At 71.9% G+C, this 21,324-nt stretch carries 19 protein-coding genes; 7 read left to right on the forward strand and 12 right to left on the reverse strand.

Features of this window, described 5'->3' with window-relative positions; all coding sequences use genetic code 11:
• Positions 1-20: 20 nt before the first annotated feature.
• The gene (locus tag NZH93_RS03045) at positions 21-626 is read right to left on the reverse strand and encodes a TetR/AcrR family transcriptional regulator (RefSeq protein ID WP_259621319.1); all 606 of its coding nucleotides are present in this window, start codon (positions 624-626) and stop codon (positions 21-23) included.
• Between the two features lie 107 nt (positions 627-733).
• On the opposite strand from NZH93_RS03045, the gene NZH93_RS03050 reads away from it, so the two are divergent.
• The 4 genes from NZH93_RS03050 to NZH93_RS03065 are packed head-to-tail and all read left to right on the forward strand — an operon-like array spanning position 734 to position 3,592.
• Positions 734-1,915, forward strand: a complete 1,182-nt coding sequence (locus NZH93_RS03050; protein WP_259621320.1) for a lipid-transfer protein — start codon at positions 734-736, stop codon at positions 1,913-1,915.
• On the forward strand, positions 1,915-2,358 hold the full coding sequence (locus NZH93_RS03055; RefSeq protein ID WP_259621321.1) for a MaoC family dehydratase N-terminal domain-containing protein: 444 nt from the start codon (positions 1,915-1,917) through the stop codon (positions 2,356-2,358). Before NZH93_RS03050 ends, NZH93_RS03055 begins: the two co-directional genes overlap by 1 nt.
• Positions 2,355-2,750 (forward strand): MaoC/PaaZ C-terminal domain-containing protein, encoded by a 396-nt coding sequence (locus tag NZH93_RS03060; protein WP_259621322.1) that lies wholly within the window; start codon positions 2,355-2,357, stop codon positions 2,748-2,750. The genes NZH93_RS03055 and NZH93_RS03060 overlap by 4 nt, the downstream gene beginning before the upstream one ends.
• Before the next feature lie 17 nt (positions 2,751-2,767).
• Positions 2,768-3,592 (forward strand): SDR family NAD(P)-dependent oxidoreductase, encoded by an 825-nt coding sequence (locus NZH93_RS03065; protein WP_259621323.1) that lies wholly within the window; start codon positions 2,768-2,770, stop codon positions 3,590-3,592.
• Between the two features lie 9 nt (positions 3,593-3,601).
• Here the strand turns inward: NZH93_RS03065 and NZH93_RS03070 are convergent, their stop codons facing one another.
• The 3 genes from NZH93_RS03070 to NZH93_RS03080 all read right to left on the reverse strand — a co-directional run bounded on the left by NZH93_RS03070 (position 3,602) and on the right by NZH93_RS03080 (position 6,699).
• Positions 3,602-4,777 (reverse strand): 4-hydroxybenzoate 3-monooxygenase, encoded by a 1,176-nt coding sequence (locus tag NZH93_RS03070; protein ID WP_259621324.1) that lies wholly within the window; start codon positions 4,775-4,777, stop codon positions 3,602-3,604.
• A 120-nt stretch (positions 4,778-4,897) separates the two neighbouring features.
• Positions 4,898-5,665: a helix-turn-helix domain-containing protein gene (locus NZH93_RS03075; protein WP_259621325.1), complete on the reverse strand. Its 768-nt coding sequence runs from the start codon at positions 5,663-5,665 to the stop codon at positions 4,898-4,900.
• A 20-nt stretch (positions 5,666-5,685) separates the two neighbouring features.
• Positions 5,686-6,699, reverse strand: coding sequence for an MBL fold metallo-hydrolase (locus tag NZH93_RS03080; protein WP_259621326.1), 1,014 nt, complete (start codon positions 6,697-6,699; stop codon positions 5,686-5,688).
• A gap of 278 nt (positions 6,700-6,977) precedes the next feature.
• Here NZH93_RS03080 and NZH93_RS03085 point away from each other — a divergent pair, with 278 nt between their 5' ends.
• Positions 6,978-7,724, forward strand: a complete 747-nt coding sequence (locus NZH93_RS03085; protein WP_259621327.1) for a D-Ala-D-Ala carboxypeptidase family metallohydrolase — start codon at positions 6,978-6,980, stop codon at positions 7,722-7,724.
• Between the two features lie 40 nt (positions 7,725-7,764).
• Here the strand turns inward: NZH93_RS03085 and NZH93_RS50505 are convergent, their stop codons facing one another.
• The 7 genes from NZH93_RS50505 to NZH93_RS03120 all read right to left on the reverse strand — a co-directional run bounded on the left by NZH93_RS50505 (position 7,765) and on the right by NZH93_RS03120 (position 18,852).
• Entirely contained in the window at positions 7,765-8,724 is a 960-nt protein-coding gene (locus NZH93_RS50505) for a helix-turn-helix domain-containing protein (RefSeq protein ID WP_259621328.1), read from the reverse strand.
• Positions 8,725-8,821: 97 nt separating this feature from the next.
• Positions 8,822-11,746 (reverse strand): beta-galactosidase, encoded by a 2,925-nt coding sequence (locus NZH93_RS03095; RefSeq protein WP_259621329.1) that lies wholly within the window; start codon positions 11,744-11,746, stop codon positions 8,822-8,824.
• The gene (gene yicI / locus NZH93_RS03100) at positions 11,743-14,058 is read right to left on the reverse strand and encodes an alpha-xylosidase (RefSeq protein ID WP_259621330.1); all 2,316 of its coding nucleotides are present in this window, start codon (positions 14,056-14,058) and stop codon (positions 11,743-11,745) included. Before yicI ends, NZH93_RS03095 begins: the two co-directional genes overlap by 4 nt.
• Positions 14,055-14,903: a carbohydrate ABC transporter permease gene (locus NZH93_RS03105; protein WP_259621331.1), complete on the reverse strand. Its 849-nt coding sequence runs from the start codon at positions 14,901-14,903 to the stop codon at positions 14,055-14,057. Before NZH93_RS03105 ends, yicI begins: the two co-directional genes overlap by 4 nt.
• Positions 14,900-15,847, reverse strand: a complete 948-nt coding sequence (locus NZH93_RS03110; protein WP_259621332.1) for a carbohydrate ABC transporter permease — start codon at positions 15,845-15,847, stop codon at positions 14,900-14,902. Before NZH93_RS03110 ends, NZH93_RS03105 begins: the two co-directional genes overlap by 4 nt.
• Complete coding sequence (locus tag NZH93_RS03115) at positions 15,844-17,127, reverse strand: ABC transporter substrate-binding protein (protein ID WP_259621333.1); 1,284 nt, start codon at positions 17,125-17,127, stop codon at positions 15,844-15,846. The genes NZH93_RS03110 and NZH93_RS03115 overlap by 4 nt, the downstream gene beginning before the upstream one ends.
• A 237-nt stretch (positions 17,128-17,364) precedes the next feature.
• A complete protein-coding gene (locus NZH93_RS03120; protein WP_259621334.1) occupies positions 17,365-18,852 on the reverse strand; it encodes a BNR repeat-containing protein in 1,488 nt (495 codons plus the stop codon).
• A gap of 184 nt (positions 18,853-19,036) precedes the next feature.
• Between NZH93_RS03120 and NZH93_RS03125 the strand changes: the two genes are divergently transcribed.
• The gene (locus tag NZH93_RS03125) at positions 19,037-19,852 is read left to right on the forward strand and encodes a glycoside hydrolase family 16 protein (RefSeq protein ID WP_259621335.1); all 816 of its coding nucleotides are present in this window, start codon (positions 19,037-19,039) and stop codon (positions 19,850-19,852) included.
• Here NZH93_RS03125 and NZH93_RS03130 read toward each other — a convergent pair.
• Complete coding sequence (locus tag NZH93_RS03130; protein WP_259621336.1) at positions 19,828-20,295, reverse strand: winged helix-turn-helix transcriptional regulator; 468 nt, start codon at positions 20,293-20,295, stop codon at positions 19,828-19,830. The genes NZH93_RS03125 and NZH93_RS03130 overlap by 25 nt on opposite strands.
• Before the next feature lie 130 nt (positions 20,296-20,425).
• On the opposite strand from NZH93_RS03130, the gene NZH93_RS03135 reads away from it, so the two are divergent.
• Positions 20,426-21,307 (forward strand): aldo/keto reductase family oxidoreductase, encoded by an 882-nt coding sequence (locus NZH93_RS03135; protein WP_259621337.1) that lies wholly within the window; start codon positions 20,426-20,428, stop codon positions 21,305-21,307.
• Positions 21,308-21,324 lie beyond the last annotated feature (17 nt).

The following is a 21,324-nucleotide window of genomic DNA, read 5'->3' on the forward strand; positions in this document are numbered from 1 at the left end:
AGCACGTCCCAATTGTGCCGTCACTCGCCGAGCGCCGAGTGGGCGAGGCCGCGCCACAGCGCGCGGTTCGGGTCCCTCCGGTGGTCGCGCGGCTCGAACGCGTAGGTCAGCGCGACGCCGCGCATGCTAGAGATCAGCAGGGCGGTGAGGTCGCCGAAGGCGGGGTGGGCCGCGCGGCGCGCCCCGAACAGCGCGGGGAGCACCTGCTCGCGGATGACCTTCATCAGGGCGTGCTCGTGCGGCGCGAGGGCGGCGGCCAGGTCGGGGTTGTGCGCGGCGCCGAACCAGAGTTCGCGCGACGCGATGAACAGGGGCCCGTGGTAGGTGTCCCACAGGGCGTCGACCGCCTCGTCGAGGCTCCCCGACGAGGACTCGCCGAACGTCGCGATGGCGACCATGCGCTCCGCGGCGAGGTGCTTCATGGCCGCCACCAGCAGGTCGTCGCGCACCGGGAACTGGTGCAGCAGGCTGCCGCGCGAGACGCCCGCGCGCTGCTGGATGCGCGAGGTCGTCGTCGCCTGGTAGCCGTCCTCGGCGAGGCACTCGACCGCGGCCCGGAGGATGCGCTCGCGCGTGTCCCACGCTCGCTGCTGCACGGGGAGGGGCGCGCCTGCCGAGGTAACCATCCGCGCAGCATAACCATCGCTTGACTAGTACGCCTTGACTAATTCCATCGGTGGGGGTCATAGTCGCCGTGGTCGCCGATCGGCGGCCCGCAGCGAAGGAGATCCGCATGGGCGCAGCCGTCATCGCCGGGGTGGGGATGGTGCCGTTCACCAAACCGAGCGCCGGGGCGCGGTACGAGGACATGGCGGCGGGCGCGGTGCGCGCCGCGCTGAGCGACGCCGGCCTCGACTACACCGACGTCGAGCAGGCCTACGCGGGGTGGGTCTACGGCGACTCGACCTCGGGCCAGGCCGCCCTCTACGGGGTCGGGCTCACCGGCGTCCCCGTCTTCAACGTCAACAACAACTGCTCGACCGGGTCGACGGCCCTGTTCCTGGCCCGCCAGGCCGTCGAGTCCGGCGCGGTCCAGTGCGCACTCGCCCTGGGGTTCGAGCAGATGACGCCCGGCGCGCTCTCGACCGCGTGGAGCGACCGCACCTCCCCCTTCGCGGCCTTCGACGCCGTGAACGACCGCGTCCAGGGCGCTGGCGAGGGCCCGATGGCCGCGCGGTACTTCGGCGGGGCGGGCCGGGTCCACGTCGAGCGCTTCGGCACGAGGCCCGAGACGTTCGCGAAGATCTCGGTGAAGGCGCGGGCCCACGCCGCGCACAACCCCTACGCCGTGTTCCGCGACCCCGTGACGGTCGAGCAGGTGATGGCCTCGCCGATGATCCACGACCCGCTCACCCGGCTGATGTGCTGCCCTCCGACGTGCGGAGCGGCGAGCGCGGTCGTGTGCACGCCGGAGTTCGCGGCCCGGCACGGCGTCGACGCGAGCGTCGTCGTCCGCGCCCAGGCGATGACGACCGACACCCCCGGCACGTTCGAGTCCGACGACCTCCGCAAGCTCGTCGGCGCCGACATGACGCGGGCCGCGGCGCGGCAGGTCTACGAGGCGTCCGGCGTCGGGCCCCAGGACATCCGCGTGGTCGAACTCCACGACTGCTTCGCCACCAACGAGCTGATCAGCTACGAGGCGCTCGACCTCACCCCCGAGGGCACCGGCGAGAAGTTCGTCGAGGACGGCGACAACACCTACGGCGGGCGCGTCGTGACGAACCCGTCCGGCGGCCTGCTGTCCAAGGGGCACCCGCTCGGCGCGACCGGGCTGGCCCAGTGCGCCGAACTCGTCTGGCAGCTCCGCGGCACGGCGGGCGCGCGCCAGGTGGACGGCGTGAAACTGGCCCTGCAGCACAACATCGGCCTCGGCGGCGCCGCCGTCGTGACCCTGTACGAGAAGGTCGGCTGATGGCGGTCGACCTCGCCCGCGCGCTCGCCCGGCCGATCGAGCCGGTGGTGGCGCTGGTGGAGCGCGGCAGGCTGCGGGCGTTCGCCCGCGCGATCGGGGACACCGACCCGGTCCACTCCGACGTCGAGGCCGCGCGCGCCGCGGGTCACCCCGACGTGCTCGCGCCGCCCACGTTCCTCTTCTCGCTGGAGCTGGAGACCGACCCGCCCCTGGGGTGGCTCACCGACCTCGGCGTCGACCTGCGCGGGGTGCTGCACGGCGAGCAGTCGTTCACCTACCACCGCGACGTGCACGCGGGTGACACCATCGAGTGCCGCAGACGGGTGTCCAACGCCTACGCGAAGTCCCCGACCCGCGACTTCCTGGTCAAGCACACCGACTTCCTGCGCGGCGGCGAACTCGTGGCCGAGGCGGAAGCCGTCGTCATCGTGACCGCGCCGTGAGCCCCCGCGTCGAAGCGGGCACCACGCTCCCCGCCCTCGCCCTCCCTCCCGTCTCGCGCACGACCCTCGCCCTCTTCGCGGGCGCGTCCGGCGACACCAACCCCATCCACGTCGACCTGGACGTGGCGCGCTCGGCGGGTCTCGACGACGTCTTCGCGCACGGGATGCTCTCCATGGCCTACCTCGGCAGGCTCCTCACCGGGTGGGTGCCGGGGAGCAGGCTGCGCTCCTGGCGCGTCCGCTTCACCGCGATCACCCCCGTGCTGTCGTCCCCGCGCTGCGAGGGCGTCGTGACGGCCGTCGACGACGGCGTCGCGACGGTCGAGCTGTCCGTGCGCCTGGAGGACGGCACCACCACCCTGCGCGGCACCGCCCTCGTCGCCCTCCCCTGACCACTGGAAGGTTCCCCATGCGCTTGCAGGACCGCACCGCGATCGTGACCGGCTCCGGCCGCGGCATCGGCCGGGAGATCGCGCTCAAACTGGCCCGCGAGGGCGCGAACGTGGTCGTCAACGACGTCGACGCCGAGCCCGCCGCCGACACCGTCGCCGCGATCGTCGGCGCGGGCGGCCACGCCGTCGCGTGCGTCGGGTCGGTCACCGAGGACGGCTTCGCCGAGCGCTTCGTGCGCACGGCCGTCGAGAGCTTCGGCGGCCTCGACATCATCGTCAACAACGCCGGCTACACGTGGGACAACGTCATCCAGAAGATGACCGACGACCAGTGGCGGGCCATCGTCGACGTCCACCTCATGGCGCCCTTCCGCATCTTGCGCGCCGCGCAGCCGGTGATCTCGGCCGCGGCGAAGGCGGAGGCCGCCTCGACCGGACGCGCGCGGGCCCGCAAGGTCGTCAACATCGCCTCGGTCGCGGGCCTCGCGGGCAACGCCGGCCAGGCCAACTACGCCGCCGCGAAGGCGGGCGTGACGGGCCTGGGCCGCACCCTCGCCAAGGAGTGGGGCCGCTACAACGTCACCGTCAACACCGTCGCGTTCGGCCTCATCCAGACCCGCCTGACCGAGGCGTCCGCCGGGGAGCGCGAGATCGACGTCGACGGGCGGCGCGTCAAGGTCGGCGTCAACCCCGCCATCCTGGAGGCGGCGGCCTCGCTCATCCCGCTCGGCCGCGCGGGCACGCCCGTCGAGGCCGCCAACGCCGTCTTCCTGTTCTGCACCGAGGAATCGGACTACATCAGCGGCGAGACCGTCGTCTGTGGCGGTGGCTGGCGGGGGTGACCGGGCCCGCTAGTTCACCCCGGCGCTGAGTTCGCTGAAGAGGCGGTTCGCCGCGGGAGAGGTGAACTGGCGTTCCAGTTCGGCGCGGGCGACCTGCTTGCGGAACTCCCCCGCGTAGCTCGCGTCGCCCGCGTTGTGCATGAGTTCGGTGATCCACGTCGCGAACGCCTGGTAGTTCCAGACGTGCCGCAGGCAGGTCTCCGAGTAGGCGTCGACCAGGCTCGGGTCGTCCTCCCGGACCTGGTGGATGACGGCGCGGGCGAACACCTCGGCGTCGTGCAGGGCCAGGTGGATCCCCTTGGCGCTCATCGGGGGCACGAGGTGCGCCGCGTCGCCGAGCAGGTGCAGCCTGCCGTGGCTCATCGGGCTGTGCACCACGCCGCGCAGGGGCACGAGCCGCTTGTCGACGATCCGGCCGGTCGCGACCGGCGTGCCGAAGCGGGCTTCCAGCTCGCTCCAGATCCGCTCGTCCGGCCACTGCTCCAGGGTGTCGCCGGGCGGGCACTGGAGGTAGAGGCGGCTGGCGTTCGCGCCGCGCGGGATCAGCCCCGCGAGGCCGCGGGAGTGGATCGCCATGCCCGAGGGGTGGGCGGGCACCTCGGCCAGGACGCTCAGCCAGGCGTACCCGAACTCGTGCGAGTGGCGGGTGAGGACGCCCGCGGGGATGGTCGTCCGGCTGACGCCTCGGTCGCCGTCGCAGCCCGCGACGAAGTCGCACGCGACGACCCTCGTCGCCCCGGTGGTGTCCCGGTAGCGCACTGTGGGGTGGTCGCCGTCGCACCCCTCCGGGGACACGTCGGCGGCCTCGAAGCGGAGGTCGCCGCCCTCGCGGAGGAAGACGTCCGTGAGGTTCCGGACGAGGACCTGCTGGGGGCAGAAGAGGCTGTCGTCGTGGTCGTCGTCCCCGAAGTCGACCGGCATCTCCTCGCCGTCGATCCAGAACCCGCTCCGGGCCTCGGGGATGGGATCGCCCTCCAGCACCTCGCCGAGCCCCCACTCGCGGAACATCCGCACGCCGAAGCTGTCGATCGTCCCGGCCCGCTGCCTGGCCTCGACGTGCGCGCGGCCGTGCTTCTCCAGGATGACGCAGCCGATTCCGTTGCGCAGCAGGAAGTTGCCGAGCGCGAGTCCGGCGACTCCCGCTCCCACAACGACTACCGCGGTCCTGTCAGTCATGTCGGTCATGTGTTCGGTGGCTCCTCGCTGAAGGCGGTGGTGCGTCGGTCTCCACTGTGGACTCGACAGCGGTCGCCACCAACCGGTGGGAAGACGCCGAATACCGGAAACCCGCCAACTTCACGCGCCCTACCGCTCGCGCAGGCCCGCCTGGTAGCGGCCGGGGGTCTGGCCGACGACCTCGGTGAACGCGTCGATGAAGCTCGACGGGTTGGACCACCCGCACTCCGTCGCGGTGTCGGTGACCGACCAGCCCGCGGTGAGGCGCACCAGGGCGTGGTGGACGCGCAGGATGGTGCGCCAGCGGTGGAAGCTCATGCCCAGCTCGGTCTGGAACAGCCTGCTCAGCGTGCGCTCGCTCGCCCCCGCCGCCCGTCCCAGCTCGGCCAGCGTAGTTGTCCGCGCGGGGTCCGCGTGCAGGAGGTCGGTGACGGCGCGCAGCCGGTCGTCGCGCGGTTCGGGCAGGTGCAGGGACTGCTCCGGCGGATCGGCGAGCTCGTCGATCACGACCGCGCGCAGCCGGTCGTCCGCTCCGGGGCGGACGTCCCGCCGGTCGGTCAGCGCCAGCAGCGCCTCCCGCAGCAGCGGGCTGACCGCGAACACGGCGGGGTGCGCCACGAGTCCGCCGCACAGCTCCACCGGGATGGCGACGAGTCGGGTGTCGGTCCTGCCGTAGAAGCGGTGCGAGTGGTCGAACCCCGGCGGCGTCCACGTGACCCGGTTGGCCGGGGCGACCCAGGTACCGCGTTCCGTCGTGGTCGCCAGCGCGCCCGCGGCGGCGTAGACGAGCTGTCCCTCGGTGTGCGAGTGGGTGCCGAGGTGGAAGCCGTGCGGGAGCCACCCCCGACCGCGGGGCGTCGTCCCCGCAGGCGGGGTGAGGTGGCGGGTTTCCGGCATCAGGCCCCAGCCTACCGGTATCAGGCCGCGCGGTCCGGCGAGCCGAACAGGACGACGGCGCGGTAGCCCTGGAGCACGGCGAACCGCTTCCCCAGGCGCGCCACCAGGAAGTCCCACGCCGCGGCCACGTCGTCGATCGCCTTCCTGTTCGTACCGAGGTCACCGGTGACCGGGGTGAAGAAGTCGTTCCAGTGCAACGGGACGACCAGCTTCGGGTCCACCGTGGACACCACCTGGCGGTAGAACTCCTCGCGGAACGCGGCGTCCTTGCCGAACGAGCCCGCCGTGCCGCAGAACAGCGCGTCGGCCCTGATCCCGTCCAGCCCACCGGGCAGGAAACCCGCCGACGCCTTGACGAGCAGCGAGTGGCCGCCTTGCTCGACCAGGAAGTCGAACGACCCGCCCTCCAGGTACTCCCCGGCCCGCGCGGGCTGCGCGAGCGGACGGGCGATGGGGGTGCCGTCGCCGCCGATCGTGCCGGGTGAGTGCTTCGACGCCAGCACGGTGACGGTGAAGTCGCCGATCCGCACCGGCCGTCCGACCTCATAGCGGGCGAGCCGCTCCTCGGGCACACCACCGCCGCGCCCGATGTTCAGCGTGGACTCCGACCCGTGCAGGACCGCGCCCGTCGACCGGGCCAGGTACGCGGCGTCGAGCGAGTGGTCGTAGTGCGAGTGCGACACGAAGACCGCGCGCACCCGGTCCGCCCCGACCCGCGCCAGCGTCCGGTCGACCTTGTCCTCGTCGGTCCGGAGGGCGCCGAACAGGGCCGTGGTGAGCGGGACGTCGGTGATGAACGCGTCGAACAGCACCTGAGTGACGCCGTCGTCCACGAGCAGCGTCGTGGTGCCGAGGAACGTGACCCGGACCTCCCCGGCGCGCAGGTCGCGGTCGTCGTCCACGAGGTGCTCCGCGTACCGCGACACGGTCCCCGACGGCTTCAGGAAAGCGACGTACCCACCCACCGCGGCGCCCGCGGCGGCGAGGAACACCCACCGGCGGGCGGCGCCCGGCTTCTTGCGGAAGAGCGGCATGACGGCGTCCGTTCCACTCGGGGCTGCGAGAGCTGGCAGCACCAGTGAAGCAAAGCGGGCCAAGGAGCCGGTCGACCGCGGTGCGCGGCGACCGGTGAGCAGGACCCGACCTCGGGGAAGCTCGACGACGGCCCGTCCCACCACCGTCCCGCAGGCCGCCGGTCCCCTTAGGTCGGAGGCGGTGGGACGTCCCGCCGTCCCGGCTCGGGCGGTGCGACGCCCTGGCACGCCCGGAGGGTGCCACCGTGCACTGACTCACCATCCCCGAAAGGACGACGATGACCTCCGAGATCTCCCCGAACCGCCGTGCCGTGCTGCGCGGTGCCCTGGTGGCGGGTGTGGGTGTGGTGCTCGCCCCGCTGGCGCTCGCCGGTGTCGCCGAGGCGTACCCGTGGTCGCGCACCCTCACGCAGGGTTCGACCGGGGCCGACGTGACCGAGTTGCAGATCAGGGTCGCGGGCTGGGCGGCGGACAGCGCGAGCCACAGCAGGGTGGCCGTCGACGGGGAGTTCGGCCCCGGCACGGCCGCCGCCGTGCGCCGGTTCCAGGCGGCCTACGGGCTCAGCGCCGACGGGAACGTCGGGCCCTCCACCTGGACGAAGCTGAACGCGCTGGAGCAGTCCGACGGGTCGACGACGCACTTCAACTGGAGCGAGTTCACCGACCGGGTGAGCGGCACCTTCTCCGGCGGCAAGCTGAGCGCCGCCGCGACCAAGGAGAACGCCCGCCGCGCGATGTACAAGCTGGAAGCCCTGCGCAAGAAGCTGGGCGACAAGGCGATCACGGTCAACTCGGGGTTCCGCAGCATCCAGCACAACGCGGACGTCGGCGGCGCCTCGGACAGCATGCACCTCTACGGCACCGCGGCGGACCTGAACGTGCCCGGCGTGGCCAACCGGACCGTCTACCAGAAGGCCGAGACCTGCGGCTTCTCCGGGCTGGAGCGCTACACCGTCGACCACCAGCACGTCGACAGCCGCGCGGACCTCGGCCGGGCGTGGTGGTGGGAGAGCGGCACCATCTAGCGCGCGGGCCGGGGAGCCGTCGGCGGATGGCTCCCCGGCCTCAGTGCGCCGTGCTCGTCAGGGCTGCCTCGCACGACGGCCAGTCGTGGAAGTCGTGACGGGCGGTCCACAGCCGGTGCGCCGCCTCGATGTTCCAGGCCGGGTCGAACGCCCGCAGCGCGGTGCCGTCGAGGTCGCGGAGGCGGGCGTCGGAGAGCTGGAACACACCCCAGTTGCGGCTGCCGTTCGTGTTGGGCAGCACCCACAGCGGGTCGAGGAAAGACGAGCAGCGGGCGATGGCGACCGCCGTGTCGGGCGCCTCGACGAACACCTCGCGGATGCGACCCTCCACCCGCGCGGGCGACCAGGTCTCCATGCTCGTCCGCTGCGCGTAGAGCGCGTCCTTGGTGGGCACGTCGACCACACCCTTGGCCGGCAGGCCCGCCAGCACCTGGAACGCGGTCAGCCTGCGAAGCGTCTCCGGCCCGAAGCTGCCGTCCACGGCCAGCTTCCCGTCCACCCGCGCCAGGAGGCCCTGCACCTCGGCCACGCACTCGTCACGCTGCCCCATGGTCACCGACGGGCACTTCGGCGAGTACAGCAGTCGCCCGCCGGTCTCCGCGGACGACTCGGCCGACCGGTCGGCCGACACCCACACGAGCACGCCCACCAGCGTCACGAGGACCGCGAAGAGCACCGTGGTGCGCGAGGTCGCCGTCCGCCGCGGTGGGTCCGCCGTGCCGGGGGTGGCGTCCGGCCCCGCCACGGCGTCCTTGTCCGCGTCCGCCAGTGCCCAGAGCCGGTGCAGCTCGCGCAGTTCCTCCGCGCTGGCCCCGCACGCCTTCGCGAAGCTGTGCACCACGCGGTAGTCCGCGGGCACGCTGAGACCCGAGCAGTACCGGTGCAGGCTCGACCCGCTGATCCCCGCCTGCTTGGCCAGCCGGTCGAAGCCGCGCCCGCTGCGGGCCTTCAGCGCCCGGAGGTACGCGGCGAACTTGTCGGTCTGCGCGGAGGCGATCACGAACCCACCCTCGGTCGGCCGCTGATGACGGGGGCGAAGCTAGCACCGCCCCCGTGCCCGCCGTGAGGACTTTCACCCGTGACGACAACACCTTGCTTCAGCCGCCGTGGAGTTCCGCGTACCCCGGAGCCGGGACGTCCCGCACGGGGACACCGCCGCGCGACGCGCCCGTCGTCACCAGGCTGCCCCCGCCCGGTCCCGCGTCGGCGCCGTCGGTGTCGATCACCGCCAGGGCGAGCGAGTTCACGCCGTGCTCGCGCAGCAGCCCGGCGGGCAGCGCGAAGTCCTGCTGCGCGGCGAGGTCACCGAGGTACTGGCCCACGTTCCAGCCGTTGAGGAAGACCAGCACCCGCTGGTTCGGCGACCCGTCCTCCGCGAAGCGGAGCGCGATCGGCACGTCGTGCCCCTTGGGCAGGTCGAGGCGGAACTCGGTCCGGTGCCAGGACACCCCCGGCGGGAGCGGCACGTCCGTGAGCGACCTCGACCGCTGCCACGTCCGGTCCGGGTAGCCGGGCAGGTGCGTTCCCACCCGTTCGCCGTGCAGACCGCCCGTGTTCAGCGGCCCGCGCGCCGGATCGGTCAGGTCCTCGCCGCCCTCCGCGCCCTGGACCCGCCACGTGATGGGCGCGTCGGAGCCGACGAGCCGCGCGCCGAAGAGCCCGCGCGGCTGCTTGAACCGCGTGTCGTCGGCGGTCCAGTCGTCGTTGTGGCCCATGTTCTCCACCAGCACCGAGACGGTGGCGGGCTTCCCCGGCTCGACCAGACCGGCCGGGATGGCGAAGTCGCCCCGGCCCGGATCGGGGTTCACCGGCTCGGAGTCGGCCTGCACTCCCCCGGCCGCCGATCCGACGTACCGGCCGTTGACCCACACCAGGTAGATGCCGCGCCGCCCGGTGATCGCGTTCAGCGAGATCGCGGTCTCCGCGCCCGTCGGGGTGAACCGGCCGCGGTACCAGGTGTTCCCGTGGTGGAACCCGTAGTCGCCGCTGGCGAGCACGGGCGGGGTCTTCGGCTTGATCGGGCTCTCGGTGGTCGTCCGGTCCGCCTTGGTCCAGCGGGAGTCGTCGAACCCCGGAGCGGCCTCGGGGACGTCGACGCGGTGCCGCCAGTCGGTCAGGGACGGCAGCACCACCGGCCGGGGGCCCGAGACCTCACCGAGGAGGCTGCCGCTGGGCGTTCGGCGCACCCGGACCGATTCGTCGCCGACGACGAGCCCGCGCGCCGAGGACGGGCCGAACACCTCGACCTCACCGGCCCGGTCCACGTCGGCCCGCAGGCGCACGGTGCCGCCGAGCACGCTCGCGGACCGCGCGAGCGCCGTTCCGCGGACGAGGACCGTGCCGCTCCCGGTGTCCAGCCGCCAGAACCGCGCCGCCTCCTCCGCGGTGCCGAGCAGCAGGAGCAGCGGCGGCCTGCCGCCACCGGACACGAGCACCCTCGCCAGGCCCGAGTGGCGGTAGTCCAGCCGCAGGTCGCCCGTCGCGGCGTCGTACGAGGAGGCGACCCGGCCGTCCAGCACCCGCACCGACGGCGCCGAGGAGTACCGCAGCACGGTGGACCCGTTCTCGCCGTCACGGCCGTGCAGCACGGCGACGTCCCGGCCGCCGATGGCCGCGTGGGTGAGGACCTCCGAGGTGGACCACACGAGCCGCTGGCCGCCGAGGTCGTAGCCCGCCACGAGGATCTTGGCGTCCCGCCCGGCGATCCGGACCGGGACCCGGTAGCGACCGTCCGGTGTGGACCAGTCCAGCGTCGTGGTCACGTCCGCCGCGCTCGCGCGGTCGGCGTGCCGCACCAGGACGAACTGCGTCCCGGTGTCGGGGTTGCTCCTGGCCAGCGTGCCCACCGCCGCGTCGGCGGGAACGGGCGCGGCGGACGGGTCGGTCTTCGTCAGCGGCGCCACCGAGGTGGCGAAGTAGCCTTGCCGCTTGAACTCGTCGTACTTCGGCGTGAGCCCGCGGCCCTCGGTGATCGCCGCGCCGTAGTCGTAAGAGGTGTAGACGTCGTTCGGCTGCGGCAGCCAGCCCCACGACGTACCGCCGAAAGCCATGTAGTAGCCGAGCATCGTCGCACCGCTGCCGACGACGTTGGACTTGTAGAACACCCGCATGTAGTCGGGACCGGTGAGCTGTCGGCACTTCTCGTACCCGGCGTCGAAGAGGTCGATGGCGCCGGCCTGGTACTCGGCGGCGTACACCGGGGCGTCCTCGCGCAGCCGCCGGGTGATCCCGTCGCCCCACGGCCCCCAGGTCGTGTCGGGGTCGGGGCAGTCGAAGGACTGCGGGTAGTCGTCCACGCCGGGGATCTGCACCGCGCCCTGCCCGGACGACCAGTTCGGCAAGTTCCCGCCGCAGCAGTTGTTGTGCGTGATCGGCACGTCGATGCCGTCCTCGCGGGCCTTCCGCTGCACCTGCTCCATGTACAGCGGGTCGACGTTCGCGCCGTACTCGTTCTCCACGTTGTAGGCGATGACCGATCCGCCCCTGGTGACCTGGTGCCTGGCGATGATCGGGTCGATGTGGTCGAGCCAGTCGCGGTAGGCCGCCGTGTAGCCGGGATCGCTCGACCTGGCCCGTCCCGGCACCTGCTTCAGCCAGGCGGGCAGCCCGCCGCCGGTGGTCTCGGCGTTGATGTAGGGCCCCGGCCGGGCGACCACGTACAGCCCCAGTTCCTCGGCCATCCCCAGCAGCCGGTCGACGTCGCGGACCCCGGTGAAGTCGTACACGCCCTGCTTCGGCGAGTGGTAGCCCCAGTGGAAGTACAGCGACACCCCGTTGAAGCCCGCCGCCCGGATCTTCTCCAGCACGTCGCGCCACAGGTCCGGGCTCGGCAGGCGGAAGTAGTGGAACTCCCCCGCCCACAACAGGATCCGCTCGCCGTCGACGGTCAGGGAGTACCGGTCGTAGCCGACCTGGTGGCGCCCGCCCACCCGGTCGGGCGCGGCGTCCACCGGCCGGGCCGCCGCTCCTCCCGCGCCGAGCGCGAGCACCACCACCAGCAGCAACGAGGCGAGCACCCTCACGACGACCGTCCTCCCGAGTCGTTCCCGCGCACGACCACGCGAGCGTGGTCGGCCTGGATGAGCACGCCGTGGTCGTGCTCCGCGACACGACCGCCCGTGGCGGAGCCGACGGCGCGGACACCGACCAGCAGCACCCGCCAGCCGGGCGGCGCGGCCGACGCCTCGACGGTGATCACGTCGCCGCGGCGCGAGGTGGTGAACACCGCGTCGCCGACGGCCGTCGTCACGGTCGTGCCGTCGGCGAGTTCGTACACGTGCAGCGTCACGCCGTCGGCGTGGTCGTAGTCCGGCCGGTCGTCGACGGCGCCGACCGGCACCACGGCGTTCGGCCGGACCAGCAGGGGGATCTCGGTGAAGCCGCAGCGGTCCGTCATCCACCCTGGGCCGAGCACCCGTTCGCCGGTCGTGAAGCGCGTCCAGGTCCCGGCGGGGACGTAGTAGGACACCGTCCCGTCGTCGGTGAACACCGGCGCGACGAGCAGCGAGTCGCCCAGGAGGTACTGGTGTTCGAGGTGCGCGCAGCCGGGGTCGTCCGGGAACTCCAGGACCATCGCCCGCATCACCGGCACACCGGAACCGACCGCCTGCCGCGCGGCCTCGAACAGGTAGGGCATCAGGCGCGCCTTGAGCTTCGTGAACACCCGCAGGACGTCCACGGACTCCTCGTCGACCAGCCACGGCACCCGGTACGAGCCGCTGCCGTGCAGCCTGCTGTGCGAGGACAGCAGGCCGAACGCGATCCAGCGCTTGAACAGGCCCGCGCGCGGGGTGCCCTCGAAGCCGCCGATGTCGTGGCTCCAGAAGCCGAAGCCGGACATCCCCAGCGACAGCCCGCCGCGCAGGCTCTCCGCCATCGACTCGTAGGTCGACTCGGAGTCGCCACCCCAGTGCACCGGGAACCGCTGGGACCCGGCGGTGGCCGACCGGGCGAACACGACGGCGTCGCCGTCACCGCGCCGGGCGCGCAGCAGCTCGAAGACGGTGCGGTTGTAGAGCAGCGGGTAGTAGTTGTGCATCCGCTGGGGGTCGGAGCCGTCGAAGTAGACGACGTCGGTCGGGATCCGCTCGCCGAAGTCGGTCTTGAAGCAGTCGACGCCCTGGTCCAGCACCGCGCCCAGCTTCGCCGCGAACCACTCGCGCGCCGCCGGGTTGGTGAAGTCGACCAGCGCCATGCCGGGCTGCCACTCGTCCCACTGCCACACGTCGCCGTTCGGCTTCCGGACCAGGTACCCGCCCGCGACGCCCTCGGCGAACAGGACCGATGCCTGCCCGATGTACGGGTTGATCCACACGCACACCCGCAGGCCCCGCGCCCGGAGCCGCTCCAGCATCCCCGGCGGGTCGGGGAACGTCGCCGGGTCCCAGAGGAAGTCGCACCAGTGGTACTCCCGCATCCAGAAGCAGTCGAAGTGGAACACGCTCAGCGGCAGGTCCCGCTCGGCCATGCCGTCGACGAACGCGGTCACCGTCGCCTCGTCGTAGGACGTGGTGAACGACGTGGACAGCCACAGCCCGAACGACCACGCGGGCGGCAGCGCGGGCCTGCCGGTGAGGGCCGTGTACCTGCGCAGGACGTCCTTCGGCGTCGGACCGTGGATGACGAAGTACCGGAGCGACTGGCCTGGCACGCTGAACTGCACCCGTGAGACGACCTCCGACCCCACCTCGAACGACACGGCGCCGGGGTGGTCGACGAAGACGCCGTAACCCGCGTTCGTCAGGTAGAAGGGGATGTTCTTGTAGGCCTGCTCGGTGCCCGTCCCGCCGTCGGCGTTCCACACGTCCACGACCTGGCCGTTGCGCGCCAGCGGACCGAAGCGCTCGCCGAGGCCGTACACGACGGCGCCGACGCCCAGGGTCAACTGGTCGCGCACGTGGTGCTCGCCGTCGACGGTCAGGAAGCCCATCGCCTTGGCACCACTGGAGGTCAGCGTGCGACCGCCCGCGGTGAAGTCCACGCTCCACCCGTCCTCGTCGCCGACCCGCACGGACAGCGCGCCCGAGGTGAGCACGGCGACACCGTCCTCTTCGGACACACACGCGTCGGGGTACTCGGTCGTCAGCTCGAACCGGGGCTCCGCGGGCGCCTCACCCGCGAAGTGCGTGATCGTGACGCCGATGACGTCGGGCATCGGGGAGGAGAGGTGGACCGTGACGACCGGCCCCCGGAGCAGGTCGCCGCGGCGCCGGATCGGTTTCGTGGGCGCGTGCACCACGAGCGACCCCTCGCCCGCGACCACGTCGTGCACCTCGACCGGGTGCGCCGCCACCACACCCGGTCGGAGCCGCCAGTAACCGTCGCTGAACTTCACCTGATCGCCCCCACCGTCATCCCGCGCGTCAAGGTTCGTTGGAAGAGCAGGAAGAACACCACGGCGGGCAGCACGCCCAGCAGGGCCGACGCGCTGGTCGTCGTGGCGTCCATCGACCGCTGGCCCTGGAGGACGCCCAGCGCCACCGGCACGGTCTGGTTCTCGTCGGAGATGAGCAGCACCAGCGGGATGAGGAACTCGTTCCACGTCCAGATGAAGAAGAACACCAGCAGCACGCCCAGCGTAGGCCTGCTGATCGGCACCACGATCCGCACCAGCACCTGCCACCGGTTGGCGCCGTCGACCCGCGCCGCCTCCAGGACTTCACGGGGGAACCCGCTCAGCGTCGACGACAGCAGGTAGGTGCCGAACGCGGCCTGGACGATCGTGAACACGATGACCACCCCGAGCCGGGTGTCGTACAGGCCGACCTGCTTGAACAGGTGGTAGAGCGGGTAGACCAGGGCTTCCTGGGGCAGGGTGTTCGCGATGAGGAACAGCGTCAGCACCCACAGCCGTCCCCTGATCCGGCCGATGCCCAGCGCGTAGGCGTTCAGCACCGAGACCACGACCGCCAGCACCGCGACCGACCCGGAGATGACGAGGCTGTTGAGGAGTTTGACGCCAAAGTCGACGCGCTGCCAGAAGTCCACGATCCCCTGGGTGTAGACCTCGTCCGGCACCGAGAGGGGTCCCGAGGCGGCGTACTCCGCGGGTGACTTCAGCGCGTTCAGCACGATGATCGCGAACGGGACCAGCATCACGGCGGCGAGCACGACCAGGCCCCACAGCACCAGGTGCCGCGCCGGGTCCCGCCGGTGTCGCGGGTGGACGGTCGCCGTCACCGCTCCTCCCCCCGGCTCTGCGCGCGCAGGAAAGCGGTCGTCAGCAGCAGGATCAGCACCGTGAGCACCGTCGCTATCGCCGCGCCGTAGCCGACCTGGGTCTTCTCGAAGAAGTTCTGGAAGGAGGAGTACGACGGCACGGTCGTCGCCCCGCCCGGTCCGCCGCCGGTCAGCACGTAGATCGGCCCGAACACCTTCAGCGCCGCGATGGAGCAGGTCAGCAGGACCACGAACAGCTCGGGCCGGATCTGCGGGACGGTGACGTGCCAGAACCGGCCGAACCAGGACGCGCCGTCGAGTTCGGCGGCCTCCAGCAGGGCGGGGTCGATCCGCCGCATCCCGGCCATGAAGATGACCACGGGGTAGCCGAGCTGGATCCACACCAGCACCCCCATCACGCTGTACAGCGCGATGTCCGGGTCGCCGAGCCAGTCCCGCGCCAGCGAGCCGAGGCCGACGGCGTCGAGTGCCGCGTTGAGCGCGCCGCCCTTCGGCGCCAGTATCCAGCTCCACACGATCCCGGCGACCGCGATCGGCAGCACCTGCGGCAGGTAGAAGCACGCCCGCAGCACGCTCGCGGCGCGCGGGCCGAACCGCTTGGCCACGTGGTCGAACAGCGCCGCCGCGACGACCAGCCCGGCGGCCGTCGGCAGGACCGCCATCGCGACGACCAGGCCGACGTTGTGCCGGAACGACGCCCAGAACGCCGCGTCGGCGAACAGCCTGCGGTAGTTCTCCAGGCCGATCCAGCGCGGGTCGCCCACCCCGCTCCAGCGGGTGAGGCTGATCCCGACGTTCATGGCGAACGGCACCAGGACGACGGCGACCAGGAGCACCGCGCCGGGGACGAGGAACAGCAGGTAGGTCCCCTGTCCGCCACGACGTCGTGCCGACGGGCGGGGCTCCGCCGCGGAGGGGCGGGCCGCGGCCGGGGCGAGGCTCATCCGCCGATGGTGGCGCGGTTCTCCGCGTACGGCTTCGCCACCTCGTCGAGCACCTGGTGCGGTGTGGCGGCGCCGGTGATGAGCTTCTGCGTCGCGGACACGAAGACGGCGTAGAAGCCGGGAGCGGGCCAGTCCGGGTAGTACGCCAGGCCGTCGTTGCGCACGAGGGTGTCGAAGTCGCCGATCAGCGCCTTCACCGCCGGGTCGGTGCTCTCCACCGCGCCGGGCGACACCGGGACGCCTCCCGCGTCGCGGAGCTGGTCCTGGATCTCCTGCGACAGCGTGATGTCGATGAAGTCGTAGGCCAGCTCCTTGTTCTTGGAGCCCGCGGGGACCACCCACAGGTTGCCGCTCGACCCGGCGCTCATCCTGTTGCCGGGCCACGGGAACGACCCCCACCCGAAGCCCTTGATCCCGCTCTTGAGCCGTCCCTGCCACCAGCTCCCGGACACCATGATCGGGTACTTCCCCTGCATGAAGGCGAGTCCCATGTCCTCGGCCTTCATGCCGCTCGACTCGGGACCGAGGTAGCGCTTGGCGACCCACTCGGCGAACGTGGTGGCGCCGTGGACCCACGCCGCGTCGTGGAAGTCGACGTCGCCGGTGTAGCGCTGGTACCGGTCCACCCAGCCGCGGTCGGCCTTGCCCAGCGCGAGCTGGTACAGGATCTGCTGGGCGGGGTACTCGGCGCCGCCGACCGCCAGCGGGGTCACCCCCGCGGCGACGAACACGTCCATCGCCGCGGTGAACTCGGCGAGCGTCGTGGGCACCGCCAGACCGCGCTCGGCGAACGCGTCCTTGTTGTAGTAGACGGTGACGTACTCGGCGTAGTTCGGGACGCCGTACCACTTGCCGGAGCCCAGGACGCCCCGGTCGTCGTACCGGGCGGTCGTCTGGAGGCCCGCGGGCAGGCGCTTGTCCCACCCTCGGGCCGCCGCCTGCTCGCTGAGGTCGGTGAGCAGCCCCTGCCTGGACAGCAGCCCGGTGGTCGCGTTGCCCTTGTTGTACTCCAGGACGTCCGGCGCCTCGTTCGAGTTGAGGACCATCGCGGCGGTCTTCTGGACCTGTTCGAACCCCTTGGCCTCGAACTCGACCCGCACACCGGGGTGGGTGGCCTCGAACTTCGCGATGGCGGCGGTCCAGGCCACGCCCATCGCGCTCTCCGGCCCCTCGTAGTGCCAGAGCCTGAGCGTGTTCGGGTTCGAGTCGCCCGAGGACCCGCCGCACCCCGCCAAGACCGTCGTCGAAAGCAGCAGCGCGGCGAGAACTCGTGCGACCACCAAGGTTTCCTCCCCGGAAGAAAACGGCGGAAAACCGGACGACTCGCGCCCCACTCGGCGCTCCGACCTGACCTTTCATTCGATGCTATCGACGGGAGAACTCCAGTCAAGAGCCCGGTGGGCGATCATTGGAAAGGCCTTGCCCGGCTGATTCCGCGAATTCGACGAATTCGAAGTCCTTCCTTTCGAAATAGTCGAAATCAACCGGGTTCCGACTTCGGTGGGTGGCCGGGAGGGCTATCCGAGCCGGATGTCGGCCACCCGGATCGGCGACGGGGTCGTGCCGCTGGAGGCCTGCTGGTACTGCACGGACAGGACGCCGTCCGCCGCGATCCTCGACGTGTCCACGTTGACCTCGCCGAAGGCGTTCATGCTCGACCGGTCGAACACCAGCGTCCAGTCGGTCCAGCCGCTCGCCTTGCTCGCCGACACGATCCGCGCCCTCGGCATGACCAGGTACGCGTTGTCGGCGCGGTCGAACACGATCTTGGTGCGCTGCGTGGAGCCCGGCGCGACCGGCACCTCCCGCTTGGTCCAGGCGCCGTTCGACCCGCGCACGAGGTGGAACGCGCGGCCGTACTGGGCGCGCTGCTGGGCGTAGTTCGACACGCACTGGGTGAACCGGCCCGGCACGTAGCTGATCACGACGTGCGGGGTGCCCGCCGAGTCGGCCGCCTGACCCTCCTGGTTCATCAGCCCGTGGTTCGGGTCGAGCGGATCGGCCACCAGGCCGGGCGAGCCGATCCCGACGCGCGTGCCACCGGTGGTGCCGACCTGCGTGCCCGCGCCGTTGCGCCAGGTGCGCCCGCGGTCGTCGCTGTAGACGTACCCGGTCTCGTGGTTGGTGAGCCCGCCGCCGTTGCACAGCACCGCCGCGTAACCCTCGCGCCAGGTGAACGCCGCGTGCAGCCGCCCGCCGCGGTCGTAGGTCAGCCCGTGCAGGTACATGTTCCTGGTGGTCGACACGACCCCGTTGGGACCGGTCCACGACCCCGTCGCCGACGACCACGCGCCGAGCTTGCGCCACGTGCCCGCGTCGTACTCGGCGAGTTCGTTGACGCCGTTGCCGGAACCGCCGGTGCGGTAGCTGAACTGGAGCCTGCCCTCGGGCGTGACCACGAACTGCGGATACGTCATCGCGCCGAGGTCGACGCCGTCGAGGGAGCGCTGCACGGCGCCGAACCGGGCCGCGGTCCAGTCGCGCGAGGCGGCCTGCGACACCAGGCCCGCCTCGGACTTCAGATAGAACACCGGGGTGTTGTGGGTGTCCATCGCGACGTGCAGCCTGCCGTCCTGCGGCGAGACGCCCAGCGAGATCACGTTGTGCGAGTCGTCGACGCTCAACCGGTGCGGCAGCACGACCTTCTGCCAGGCGGTGTTCCCGGTCAGCGCCCGCCGCGCCACCACCGCGTCACGACTGCTCGTGTACCAGGCCGTGTACTGGTGGCCCGCGTAGGTCAGGATCGCGTCCTGCTGGAACGAGTCGTTGTTGACCAGCCCGTCGTAGGACACGAAGTACAGCGCCGACGGGTCGAGCACCGTGTCGGACACCAGGGTGGCACCGGGGGCCGCGGACGCGGAGCCCGTGGGCACCAGCAGCGCCGCGGCGGCCACGACCACGGCGATCGCGGCCTTGGCCCTGGTGGCGGACTTCCCGGAGGACCACGGGGGCGTCTCGACGCGCGACGGGCGCGCCGCAGCCTTCGCGGTGGGGTGGTCGGACATCACGTTCTCCTGTGGTCGGTCGACGGGCGGTGTCGGCGGCAGATTCACCACCTTGTTCCCCCGCAGGGGTTCCGCGTCATCCGCCAACCGGGCGTTGACGTGGACGCGCTTGACCTCCTACGGTGGAAAGCGCTTACCCAGCGTCGCCGACCTCCGCCACGTCGTGCCGCGGCACCGAAAGCGCGTGGAGGGACTCATCGTGGCGCTCAACCGACGTCGTCTTCTGGCCGCGGGTGGCGCGGGCCTGGCCGCCACCGCGCTCGGCACCCCCGCGAGCGCCGCCACCTGGGAAACCGTGCTCAGCGGCTCGTTCGCGAACTACGACACCCTCCAGGCGGCGTGGAACTTCCGCTACCCCTGGGGATCCGACCACAACGGCAGCGCCCGGATGTACGCGAGCGCGACCGACCGCAACCACGTGTTCCTGGAGTCCGGCGGGGTCCTCGCCATCAGGGCGACCCGCATCACCTGGGACGAGGGCAGCAGTTCGGCCGACCCGCACCTGCCGATCCACTACCACTCCGGCGCGGTGCACGCGAAGCAGCAGGTCCGGGTCAGCGACCAGTTCCCGAACTGGGAGGTGAAGGGCGAGTTCCAGGCCCCCTCCGCACGGGGCACGTGGCCCGCGTTCTGGCTCACCGGAGCCAACACCTGGCCGCCGGAGAGCGACGTCCTGGAGTTCAAGGGCGACAACAGGAACTGGTTCAACACCTACCGCAACGCCGCCGGCGGCTGGTCCAGCACGATCAAGACCGTGGCCAACCCCGGCGCCTGGCACGGCTACCGGGCGTGGATCGCCAAGATCAACGCCACCGACGTCGACATCCACTACTACCTCGACGGCACGTGGGTCGGCCAGCACCGCGGCGCGGGTTTCGTGAACCAACCGATGTGGATCATCCTGAACCTCCAGATGGAGGGCTCGTCCGGCGCGCCGGGGCCGTCCGCGGAGACGTACTACCGGGCCCGCGAGGTCTACGTCGGCAGGACGCGGGCCTGACCGGCCGCCTGGTCGTCGTGCGCCGCGCGGTGGGCCAGCACGTCGTCCATGTGCGCCTCGGCCCACGCCTTGACGCCGCGCACCATCCGGTGCAGTGAGAGACCGAGGTCGGTCAGCTCGTAGGTGACCGTGACGGGCACGGTCGGCGTGGCGGTGCGGGTGATCAGGCCGTCGCGCTCCAGCGAGCGCAGCGTCTGGGTGAGCATCTTCTGGCTGACACCGGCCAGCAGCCGGGACAGCTCCGAGTAGCGCATCGACCGGGGCTGCCCGGAGCAGTCGCCGCCGAACTCGTGCGGGGCGTCGCTGCCCAGCGCGGACAGGACCAGCGTGACCCACTTGTCGGAGATCCGGTCCAGCAGCTTGCGGCTGGGGCACAGCGCCAGGAAGGCGTCGTACTCGGCCTTGGCGCGCGCCCTCTGCTGGGCCGCCGTCGTCGTCGCCATCGCCCGTTCCTCTCACCCGTGGGTGGCCTACGCACTTCGAAGTGCGTACTTCCCGTCAGGAAGCTACCCACCCAGTATTGGTGCAAGGAGCCGTCAGGCACCACCCCGGCGCACCACGAAGGGCAGAACCTTGAGCACGCTCTCCACCACCTCGCTCCCCGGCGGCACCTGGACCCTCGGGGACCTGGAGGTCACCCGGTTCGGCTACGGGGCCATGCAGCTCGCCGGTCCGGGGGTCATGGGACCGCCCGCCGACCACGACGGCGCGCTCGCCGTCCTCCGCGAGGTCGTCGAACTCGGCATCACCCACGTCGACACCAGCGACGCCTACGGGCCGCACGTCACCAACCGGCTGATCCGCGAGGCGCTGCACCCGTACCCCGACTCTCTGCACGTCGTGACCAAGGTCGGCGCGACCCGCGACGAGCACGGCGGCTGGCCGCCTGCCCGGCAGCCGGAGGCCCTGCGCCGCTCGGTCCACGAGAACCTCGACACCCTCGGCCTCGACGTGCTCGACCTGGTCAACCTCCGGCTCGGCGACGCCACCGGACCGCTGGCCGGGTCGCTCGCCGAGCCGTTCGAGGCGCTCGTCGAACTCCAGCGGCAGGGCTTGATCCGGCACCTCGGCGTGAGCAACGCGACGGCCGAGCAGGTCGCCGAGGCCCGGACGATCGCGCCGATCGCGTGCGTGCAGAACAGGTACAACCTCGCCCACCGCGAAGACGACGCCCTGGTCGACGAACTCGCCGGGCTGGGCATCGCCTACGTGCCCTTCTTCCCGCTCGGCGGCTTCAGCCCGCTCCAGTCCTCCGCGCTGTCGGCCGTGGCCGCCCGGCTGGGCTCCACGCCGATGTCGGTCGCGCTGGCCTGGCTGCTGCGCCGGTCACCGAACGTCCTGCTGATCCCCGGCACGTCGTCCACGGCGCACCTGCGCGAGAACGTCGGCGGCGCTGCGCTCCCGCTCTCCGAGCAGGACCTCGCCGACCTGGACGGGATCGGCGCGGCGGGCTGAGCCGCCGGGCGTGGCGA

It is taken from the genome of Umezawaea endophytica (assembly GCF_025061645.1).
Taxonomy (GTDB): Bacteria; Actinomycetota; Actinomycetes; order Mycobacteriales; family Pseudonocardiaceae; genus Umezawaea; species Umezawaea endophytica.